Here is a 9,232-nt window from a genome sequence, read left to right as displayed (position 1 = left end):
AAACTCTAATAGACGATTTAGCCAAAATGGGTAAAGACAGAGATTATAAGCCTGCGTTCAATCCTAAATCTAAAGAAGTCTTAAAGAATTTGAACGCTGAAAAAAGAGCGAGTTTAGAGAATGAGAGTGTAACAGAAGAGATAGAACAAGCCAACCAAGAAGCACATAGACCAATGAAAAAAGCGGCTAATGATGATTATGACATGGGGATGTGAGTTTCACTAATACTTTCAATAACATGTTTTTAAATAATGTTATTGAATTTGGCGTAACGCCTTTTAATATTCTTTCTCTAAACTTTTCCCTTTTTAAAAACACCCCAAAAAACCACCACTAATAAAATTCTACTAACCATTTCAAAAATAACTAATAGATAACATAACTATTTACAATAAAATAGTATTAAGTTTTTCTATTTTATATACTTTTAAGCTATTTATCTTTAAAATATGTTTAACAAAATGATAAAGGAATAAGCGATGATAATCACCATAGCTAATGAAAAAGGAGGGAGCGGTAAATCCACTTTGTGTTTGAACTTGTGCGTTCAATTATTGCTAGACAAGAAAGATATTGCCGCATTAGACACTGATAGCCAAAAGAGTTTGGAAGTGTTCAATAATATTAGGAGTGAAACAAGTTTGCCCAATTTCACGCTCTTTAATCGCACAGGCAATATCACAGACACCTTAAAACAGATGATGGATAAATACGAATACATCCTTATTGATACTAAGGGCGAACATTCCAAAGAAAGCCAAAGGGCTATGCTATTGAGCGATTGGGTGCTAATACCCACCACGCCAAGCCAACTAGACACAGCAGTATTATTAGACATGCTAGAAAGGATTAGAGACATCCAAGCGTTGAATGAAAACTTAAAAGCTTGTATTGTGATGAACCGCATCCCTACTATCCCCACTCTTAAAGAGAAAAAAGCTCTCATTGATTTTATCAACCAAAATAACGCTAATGAAAGCGTGTTTTTAATGGATAATATATTGAGCGAAAGGATAGCTTATAAGCGTTCAGTGAGTGAAGGTATGGGCGTGATGGAATACAATGACAATAAAGCTAAAAACGAATGGTCTCAATTCTATGATGAATTGAGCGGGTATTTAGGGGGCGAAAAATGAAATGGTAGAATTTATAGTTTAGTTCTAAATAACGCTTAATTGTGTTATGATATTAAAAACAATCTACTTTAAAGGATAAATATGGAATTTAAAAACACTAAAAAAGACAGGTTGAGCGATTTAGAAAATCGCTTTGAGAATGCCAACAAGCATGAAACAAACAAACATGAAAAAGAAGACAGGAAAAAAGCCCACACGCTCTATATTTCAGAGAAAGTGATGAATAGCGTAGAAGAGTATTTGAATGAATTTGGAGCGTTCAGAGAAAATAAAAGCGTGTTTGTTCAAGACGCTATTGTTTTTTATTTAGAACACAAGAAAAAAGAAATGAAGCAAATGCTTTTAGATAAGGCGAGCAAGTTGTGATTTTATGGTGTTTTCATATCAAGGAGCTTAAATGAAAAAAACAAGACTTTTAAAGTTGAGAGCGTTGAGTTTAGCATGTTTGATGGGATTGGGCGTGAGTGGGTGTGCGTTTTTAGATAAGCAAATTTTAAACGATCACTTGACTAAGGCTAAAAACAATCCAAAATACGATTGCCAAAAAGAAATGTGGTCTTTCCCTAAAAAATACGATGGGATAAATCAGTGTTTAAAGGCTCAAGAAGAGCTTATTGAACCAATCATCACTAAAAAGATTGATCAGTATCAATGCGATGATTTCACTAATGAAGGCTTAAAAGGTAAGTGCTTTAAAAGAAACGATGCCTATTTAAACACTCTTTTAACGCCTATCATTCAAAAACAAGAGCGTCGTTTTAGCTGCTCTGACTTCCATAACCCAGAACTAAAAGAACAATGTATGGATAAAACTAACGCTTATGAAAAACAAAAAGACCGACAAGAAAGACTAATTAATCTCGTGCAATTAGAAGCGTTTGAAAAAGAATACGCGCAATATGAACCATACATTATCCCTTACTTCACCAAAGAATGCGTTAAAAATGCGCCCAATTTAGCTAACAAGGAAAGACTATGCCAAAAAGAAGTGCATGAAAAATTTAGCGACCCTTATTCTAGCTCTAAAGAATTGAGCGTTAAATCAGCTATTTCTTTTTGTATTAAAAAAGTTGATGCCAAATTAGAAAAAGTCGCTCTTATGAATGGCGTTTATATAAGCTCTTATAAAAAATCTACCCATTGCCAAAGAACGCATTTGGAAAATAAGAGCTTGAAAGAAATCGCTTTAAATATGAACCCTAAATTGGAAAATCAAAGCCCTTTTATTGATGCAAACAAGTTGGCTATTCAATCTGCAGGGTTATTGAGAAAGAATAAAGATGTCTTAATCGCTTTTGCCACAGATATTTGCATGGAGCGTAACGAACACAAAAAAGAAGAGTTTATCAGCCTTAAAGAGAGTTGTGCCCAATCGCAAGCCAAACTCTATAACAACAAAGAGCGCTTTGACAAATTCATACAAGATTACCAGAAAGACTTAAAAACTTGTCTTTTAGACACTTCTAACACTAAAGAAGAAGTGGAGCAAAATTTTTTGCTTTGCCAAAAAGAGCAATTGAGAGACGATAACAAAGGCTTGGGTTTCACTTTAGAAGAATTGGTTAAAAAATACGCTAAGTAAAGTTATTTAATTTTATGGATGGTTTAAAAATCCATTCCATGGTTATTGTTAGGGTTTATGGATTCATTGGTAGTTTTGTTAAAATCTTGAGCGGTATTTTTGAGTGCGTTTGTGTTTTCTTGCGTGTCTTGTGTAACGGCTGTGATTTGATGGTTGCTTTGCAAGTTTTCTAAAGCTATACTTGCACTTTTTAATAAGGTTTTAAAGCATTGTAATTCTTTCTGCAAAAAATTAAGCGATTTTTCACAGCGTTTAATGATTTTATCCCTTTGCCCTCTTTCATAAATGGGCAAATCATTTTCATTAGCTTGCGTTAAAAATTTCAAATCTTTTGATAGCTCCATCGCTCTAGTTTCTAAGAATTCTTTTCGTTTCTTAGCAAAACAATAATTTTCCTCTTCAAGTCTTTTTAAATGTTCTAAAAGATTGAGCCAATTCTGTTTATCTAACAAATTGTCTTGTGGGCTAGAATTTCTAACATTATCATCTATCTTTTTTATTTCAAGCCGAGCAATACCAACAAGTAAAGCGCTATCTTTAAAAAACTTAGCCACTAAAAATATATTACTTTTATCAGCCAAGCTTAAATTTTGATAATTCATATACCTAAAAAATTCAAAAGCTCTTTGTGAAATACTATGTCTATCGCTTTTAAAATCTAAAGCAATTTTTTCTAAATTTTTAACAATACTCTTACTTATGAAAACTTTACTCATGCTCTTTAGTCTAGTGTAAAGCTCAAAGCGTTTTTTTGAATGGGATAAATCAGCTTCTAAATCTTTGCTAAATTCTTCCTTTAAGACTTTTAAATCTTTATAATCTTTTTCTAAATCTATAATCTTTTTTTGTGTGGCAAAAAGTTTTTTGGTGGTATAAAGATAATCTTTTATTAAAGGGCTTTTACAGACAGCCAATTTTTGAATTTTTTTATAAGTGTTTTTAGAAGTTGGAGTTTCTTTATTGAGCCATTTCATTTCTTTAAGTTGCCTATTAAGTTCTTTTTCATTTGTAGGGGGCGTGAAATTTTCTTTTTCCCAATGTGTTTTTTCTAATAAACTTTTTAGACTATCTAAATGGTCAGATAGGGCATTTTCTCTTTTTTTCAAGCTTTCTATTTGAGAAGTTGCACTGCCCAAAACTTTATAAAAATAGTTTTCATGCCTAAAACTCTTATTGTTTCTAGCCTGTTTTTCTAGCGTATCTAACTCTGTTTCTATGTCTTTAATCGCTTTATAAATATTAGGCGTGTTAGAATATTGCAATTCGCCTTTTGAGTTAGCAAATAAATAATCTTTAAATGTTTCTCTTAGTGTGTGGTAAAACTCTTTACAGCTATCTTTAGAATTAAAGCGTAGTTGCTTATTGGTAATTTTGTTAGTTTTGTTGATAATCACATGCACATGCGGATTGTTTTGGTGTGTGTGGAGTTTCATTATAAAAGGATAATCATAACCTAGCGTGTTAGTGAGTGTTTGATACACGCTTAATTCCAGAGCTTTTAAATTTTTTTCATTACAATTTTCATCAATGCTAAACACTAGATGTAAAGCGCAATTTTTAACACGGCTCTTATTTTCTAATATTTTTTCAAATTGCTCATTCCATTGCTCTGCTATATCATGATAATCGACTCCACTAAAAAATTCATTTCTCACTAGCTCACCATGTTTAGCGATATAATCCATCGCCCTTTTTGAATGCAAGCGTGTCATATTGCCTATATTTTTGATGACCACTTGTTTTTGTGGATCTCTTAAACGCATGAATTCTTCTTGCGTCAGTTGAGTTGAATGTTTAGCAAACTTTTCTATTTCTTTATAGTAGCGTTTAGCATAAGTGTATTGTATCTTAAGCGTCTTTTTGGGCTTGATGATCTCATAATCAAAAAGCTCATCGCTTTCAAAGTTTTTACTATAACTTTTTTCTAACGCCATTTTATTGTAATTTCATTCTCCCAAAAATTTTGTCGCTTGTTTTAATTTTTTGGCTCTTATTCTACATTATTATTCCCCCTTTTTAAAGTGCAGGATAACACTTCAATTCCGTAAAAATTGAAGTCAATTTGACCTTACAGGTGGCTAAAACACGCATTTTTAAGATATTCTTAAATCAAACTTAATCAAAAAAACTTATTTTAAAACTTTCAATATATGTGCGATTTTTTGATTGAGGGGCAAAGACTCAGTGCAAATAGCGCTAAAGGTTATGACAAGTTATGCTAAAATGAAAACAAGTTGCACTAACTATCTCTTATTAAAAAGGAGTTCAATATGTCAAATATTATTATAGATTACTCGCAATACAATGAAAAGCAACTGCACAATTTCTTAAACTCTATTGAAAAACAATTGCTTAAGGCAGAAAGGGATAAAAATAAGGCGATAAAAAAAATCCAAGAGTGTGAATTGCAAGAACAAATAATCAGACAAGTTTTAGCCCAAAAACATTCTCAAGAAAAAGAACCCACACAAAGTTTGTTAAATACGATCGCCTCAAAAGATGACCCAGAGTGCGATGTTTCGTTTGGAGACTTCAATGATTTTTTACAAATAGCAAAACAAGAAAGAGAAAGGCATAATGCTTAAAGTCAGAACTAAGAAAGATTTTCTTAAAGACTTTAATAAGCATATCTTGTCCGGGCGTATTAAAGAAAGCGATGTTACAAGCGTTGTTGATTGCCTAAAAAAACAAAAACCACTCCAACAAAAATATTGCGACCATGCCTTGAGCGGCAATCTTAAAGGGCTGAGAGAGTGTCATGTTAAGCCAAACTTGTTATTGATTTATGAAATCAAAAAACAAGAAAACGAACTTGTTTTATTGCGTCTAGACACTCATAGCGAGCTATTTAAAAAGTAATCAAACACTAAAAAATTTATCTACAACAACAATCCGTGCTAATTTTTAATTTAAGTTGCGCTAACTTTAAAATAGAACATGCTAATTTCTAAAATAAGCTACGATAAGCGACACTACAAAAATGTTAATCTAATGCCACCTTAAAAGGAAACCATGCAAAGCAACACAATAAATCCTATTCATAATTAAATTAAATCTTACTCATCATCTAACGCAAATCTGTGTTAGAAATTGATGCATTCTTTTTAGTAACAAGGATAAGGAGTTGTAGAAAGCGATTTTTAAAAAGCAATTAAAAAACACTCATGCAAACTTTTTTAATTCATCAAAACACTTCTTCATTGGGCTTGACTTCCCAGTTAATACGAGAGAGTAATTCTTTGTTTTTGAAATAATAATTTGCTTTTAATTTTAAAGGTTTAGCCTTATGACCGCTTACTAAAATGATCACTTCATCTTTATCAATATTCATAATGTCTTGCGCGCTCAATAAATCCCACGCCTCTTTTCCTATACTAGAAGTCCCTCCGGTAATGAGCTGTCCTTTTTCTGTAGAGTGGCTTCGTGTTTTTCTAGTCATCTTACCGATTTCTTCGCTCACTTGTTTAGCGTATTCTAAATCATCCATTTTGAAAATTATTTTGTAAGCCACGGTGCTATTAACAATTCTTGCATCTTCTTTGCCGTAATATTTTTCAATAAGAGCGTTGGATTGCGTGATAAAAAGTGAAGTGCCCAACCGCTAAAGACGATTGGGCTTCCTAGGCTGATGTTGCCCGTAGGGAGAGTTTGGTTCTCACTCTGTGTCCCTATAGTAGGGATTTTACAGAGTTTGAGCTCCAACGCATTCCCTACAGGTCTCACACATCATATCTCCAAAGGCGTAACTTTGCGCACTTCCTGCGCTAGATACGAATGTATGGGGATATGATACCATGAATTGGTAGCATTCATCCCAAACACTAAAGATATTTGGGATTTCTGCTTTGGGTGGTTAAAACCACACCATAGCTCCTACTTAATGCGGGCATTTCTAATAAAAAAGGCAATTTACCAAAACGCACAAATTCATCTAAAAACAGATAAACCCTTTCTTCAAATTTCTTACTCTCTTTCAATAAAAGATTTTTAGCAATACTTTCCAAAAGGATACGGATAAGCGGTGCGAGTGTGTCAATATCTGTTTGAGCTATTTTAATATAGAGTGAAATATTGTCAGCCCTTAAATCCTCGTATTCAAAACTCATGCTATCTGTAGCGCTTTTAACTTGATAGCTTGTAAAGACTTGCATAAAACGGCTATAAACTGATTTAATGCTCGCAAACTCTTTATCATTCGCCTTAGCCCATTTGTTCGCTTCGTTTCTAATAATAGGATCTAACATGCCATCTTTCATTATAATATTGCCTTGATTGTCTTTCTCTAAATGATTCACAGAGCCATCATAATTTTTAGGATTTTCTGGGTCAGTATAGACTTGTTCGGCTACTTGTTTATACCATAGCAATTCCACATTGACATTAGGTTTCATTTTTTTAACGCCATTTTCTACTTTAGCCATATAACGCCCATTCTCTTTAACAAAACCATTATCGCTACTTTGACACTCATATAATTCAGTATAAAATCGGCTTTGTGGATTGATTAAGGGGACATAATTTTTTATAGGAGCGCTTGCAATTTCAAAAAAGGTGCTGGTGTTATGCACGCACAAATCATAAAGAGCGTAAAAGACAAATAAATTTTTAGCTTGCTGTGTCCAATGAGGGTCTTTATTTGCCCCATCTTCAGCAAAAATAGTATTACCCACTTCATCTACAAGCCTTCGCTTTCGGTTAAAATCTAATTTTTCTACAATGCGTTTGTCAAACGGATTGAATTTAAGCGTGTTATCATTTCCTAAGGGATCAAACACAAAAATTTTATTTTTTAAAACTTGTTGTCTGTAACCAGCTGTCAAATCAAACAACTCCCCTTTAATATCTAACACCACACAAGAGCTAGGCACATTTAAAAGATTAGGCACAGCCACAGCTGCGGTTTTACCACTTCCAGGAGGAGCGACAATTAAAGTAGAAAGCGGAGCATCATAATAAGTAGGCTTAAGCGAATTTAAACCTTTATATAGCCCCACACAAAAACCTTTGTTAAAATTTAAGGTCATAGGGTAACTTTTAGAAGAACCTAGCGTAAAGACATCTTTGCAAGCCTTAGGGAGAGTTTTAGTGTAATAATCTTTTTGAATGCTATCAAGCTTATGGAATAAATTGCTGGTTTTATCCTTAAATTTATCTCTTAATGTTTTGAATTTTTCTCTCATTTAAAATAATCCTTTTAGATATTTCATAAATAGCGTTAGTTTTACGCTTAAAAACCCCCTAAATATAAAGGTTAAGACACAAATCACTACTAAAAAAGATAAGATCGTAAAGAAAACCTTAGGTCTTTTCTTGGCAAATTGATAAACTTCATAAAATATACACCCTATAAAAACATGCAATAGCGTAAAGCTAGAGACAACAAGCATTAGAGGTAAAAACAAAATTAAGAACAAGCCTTTAAGAATATTAAAAATCCTATATTCGTATTTAATAATATCTTTCATTTCAGCCCAAACCGCCTTGCCATGACTATCCATATTGCGTCCATTAAAAAATAAGTAGGCTGTCAAAAATAGCGGTAATAACGCACAAAAGAATGAAAAATAAATCTCAAATTTAAAATGGGGAAAATGATGTAGGTTAAGAATAATTTTTTTTAGATAGTTATAGCTCGCTAAAAAACTAGGAAAATCTAAGAAATAATGCGATACACCTAAAAAAATAAAAGGAATGGCTAAAATAGAAATGATATAGCAATAAGGCTTATAAATTTGCATTTATTCTACTTTGATTTTACTATCTAATAAACTCATAAAATGCATAAAATCATTCTCAAAACTCTCATCTTTCATAAACTCTTCAAACTCCTCTTCGCTTTTAACCCAAACTTCACTAATATATTCCATTAAAAGAGTGAAATTTTCTTTCAGATTTTCTTGTAATATTTTTGCTTGATTTTCATCTTTTAGAAAATGGGGAGCATTGATAATGCTTTGAGAACTTTTAATAATAGATGCCATTTTTTCTAAATAATTTCTAATCAAATCAATACCAGTTTCTTTTGTCATAAATTCATCCCTTTAAAAATTTTCTTATCCCCTTTTAAACAATGCGCTACGATGAAAGCGCTTTTTTTGATAGCTAGGTTTAAAATTTTTGTTTTTTCACTCCAAGCTTTCAGTTGTATTTCAATATCTTGCAATAAGCCAAAATGGATAACATTTTCTCCTAAAAGTGCCGCATTATTTAAATGGTAAGCAATCTGGTTAAAATTAGAACAAGTCGCATTCAATGAGCTATATAGCATCGCTAAACTGCCTAAAGCGCTTGTGATTTTTTGCTGTTTGTAGAAACTAATTTGGCTATTTAAAATAAGATTTTCTACAATTTTGGTGTAAGACTTGTTATGCCTAGTTTTTAAATCCTGTGAAGTGCCCAACCGCTAAAGACGATTGGGCTTCCTAGGCTGATGTTGCCCGTAGGGAGAGTTTGGTTCTCACTCTGTGTCCCTATAGTAGGGATTTTACAGAGTTTGAGCTCCAACGCATTCCCT

The 9,232-nt window shown here is 32.6% G+C and carries 9 protein-coding genes and 3 pseudogenes; 6 read left to right on the top strand and 6 right to left on the bottom strand.

The window, feature by feature from the left end:
* The 4 genes and pseudogenes from CXY28_RS08275 to CXY28_RS08260 form a co-directional block, all read left to right on the top strand.
* Positions 1-215 (top strand): annotated as a pseudogene (locus CXY28_RS08275) (helicase); the annotation flags it as partial.
* Between the two features lie 264 nt (positions 216-479).
* Entirely contained in the window at positions 480-1,136 is a 657-nt protein-coding gene (locus CXY28_RS08270) for a ParA family protein (RefSeq protein WP_100980453.1), read from the top strand.
* An 81-nt stretch (positions 1,137-1,217) separates the two neighbouring features.
* Entirely contained in the window at positions 1,218-1,502 is a 285-nt protein-coding gene (locus CXY28_RS08265) for a hypothetical protein (RefSeq protein ID WP_000394639.1), read from the top strand.
* 31 nt (positions 1,503-1,533) lie between these two features.
* Entirely contained in the window at positions 1,534-2,718 is a 1,185-nt protein-coding gene (locus CXY28_RS08260) for a hypothetical protein (RefSeq protein WP_100980451.1), read from the top strand.
* A 23-nt stretch (positions 2,719-2,741) separates the two neighbouring features.
* On the opposite strand, the gene CXY28_RS08255 is transcribed toward CXY28_RS08260, so the two are convergent.
* On the bottom strand, positions 2,742-4,652 hold the full coding sequence (locus CXY28_RS08255) for a relaxase/mobilization nuclease domain-containing protein (RefSeq protein ID WP_100980449.1): 1,911 nt from the start codon (positions 4,650-4,652) through the stop codon (positions 2,742-2,744).
* Positions 4,653-4,988: 336 nt separating this feature from the next.
* On the opposite strand from CXY28_RS08255, the gene CXY28_RS08250 reads away from it, so the two are divergent.
* Together CXY28_RS08250 and CXY28_RS08245 are read left to right on the top strand one after the other, a co-directional pair.
* Entirely contained in the window at positions 4,989-5,303 is a 315-nt protein-coding gene (locus CXY28_RS08250) for a hypothetical protein (protein ID WP_100980447.1), read from the top strand.
* Entirely contained in the window at positions 5,296-5,577 is a 282-nt protein-coding gene (locus CXY28_RS08245; RefSeq protein ID WP_100980445.1) for a type II toxin-antitoxin system RelE/ParE family toxin, read from the top strand. Before CXY28_RS08250 ends, CXY28_RS08245 begins: the two co-directional genes overlap by 8 nt.
* A gap of 325 nt (positions 5,578-5,902) precedes the next feature.
* Here the strand turns inward: CXY28_RS08245 and CXY28_RS08240 are convergent.
* The 5 genes and pseudogenes from CXY28_RS08240 to CXY28_RS08215 form a co-directional block, all read right to left on the bottom strand.
* Positions 5,903-6,304 (bottom strand): annotated as a pseudogene (locus tag CXY28_RS08240) (type IV secretory system conjugative DNA transfer family protein); the annotation flags it as partial.
* A 271-nt stretch (positions 6,305-6,575) separates the two neighbouring features.
* Positions 6,576-7,898, bottom strand: a pseudogene (locus tag CXY28_RS08230) (type IV secretory system conjugative DNA transfer family protein); the annotation flags it as partial.
* Complete coding sequence (locus CXY28_RS08225) at positions 7,899-8,456, bottom strand: hypothetical protein (protein ID WP_100980441.1); 558 nt, start codon at positions 8,454-8,456, stop codon at positions 7,899-7,901.
* A complete protein-coding gene (locus CXY28_RS08220; RefSeq protein ID WP_100980439.1) occupies positions 8,457-8,747 on the bottom strand; it encodes a hypothetical protein in 291 nt (96 codons plus the stop codon). It lies immediately after the preceding gene.
* On the bottom strand, positions 8,744-9,118 hold the full coding sequence (locus CXY28_RS08215; RefSeq protein WP_100980437.1) for a mobilization protein: 375 nt from the start codon (positions 9,116-9,118) through the stop codon (positions 8,744-8,746). Before CXY28_RS08215 ends, CXY28_RS08220 begins: the two co-directional genes overlap by 4 nt.
* Between the last annotated feature and the right edge of the window lie 114 nt (positions 9,119-9,232).

The sequence above is a fragment of the Helicobacter pylori genome (assembly GCF_002832345.1).
Lineage (GTDB): Bacteria > Campylobacterota > Campylobacteria > Campylobacterales > Helicobacteraceae > Helicobacter > Helicobacter pylori_CP.
Note: the sequence above shows the minus strand (reverse complement) of the source record. Positions and strands in the feature narration are given on the sequence as shown.

Coding starts and splice junctions, on each gene's coding strand:
- CXY28_RS08270 (WP_100980453.1), top strand. CDS start 480: ATGATAATCACCATAGCTAATGAAAAAGGAGGGAGCGGTAAATCCACT.
- CXY28_RS08265 (WP_000394639.1), top strand. CDS start 1,218: ATGGAATTTAAAAACACTAAAAAAGACAGGTTGAGCGATTTAGAAAAT.
- CXY28_RS08260 (WP_100980451.1), top strand. CDS start 1,534: ATGAAAAAAACAAGACTTTTAAAGTTGAGAGCGTTGAGTTTAGCATGT.
- CXY28_RS08255 (WP_100980449.1), bottom strand. CDS start 4,652: ATGGCGTTAGAAAAAAGTTATAGTAAAAACTTTGAAAGCGATGAGCTT.
- CXY28_RS08250 (WP_100980447.1), top strand. CDS start 4,989: ATGTCAAATATTATTATAGATTACTCGCAATACAATGAAAAGCAACTG.
- CXY28_RS08245 (WP_100980445.1), top strand. CDS start 5,296: ATGCTTAAAGTCAGAACTAAGAAAGATTTTCTTAAAGACTTTAATAAG.
- CXY28_RS08225 (WP_100980441.1), bottom strand. CDS start 8,456: ATGCAAATTTATAAGCCTTATTGCTATATCATTTCTATTTTAGCCATT.
- CXY28_RS08220 (WP_100980439.1), bottom strand. CDS start 8,747: ATGACAAAAGAAACTGGTATTGATTTGATTAGAAATTATTTAGAAAAA.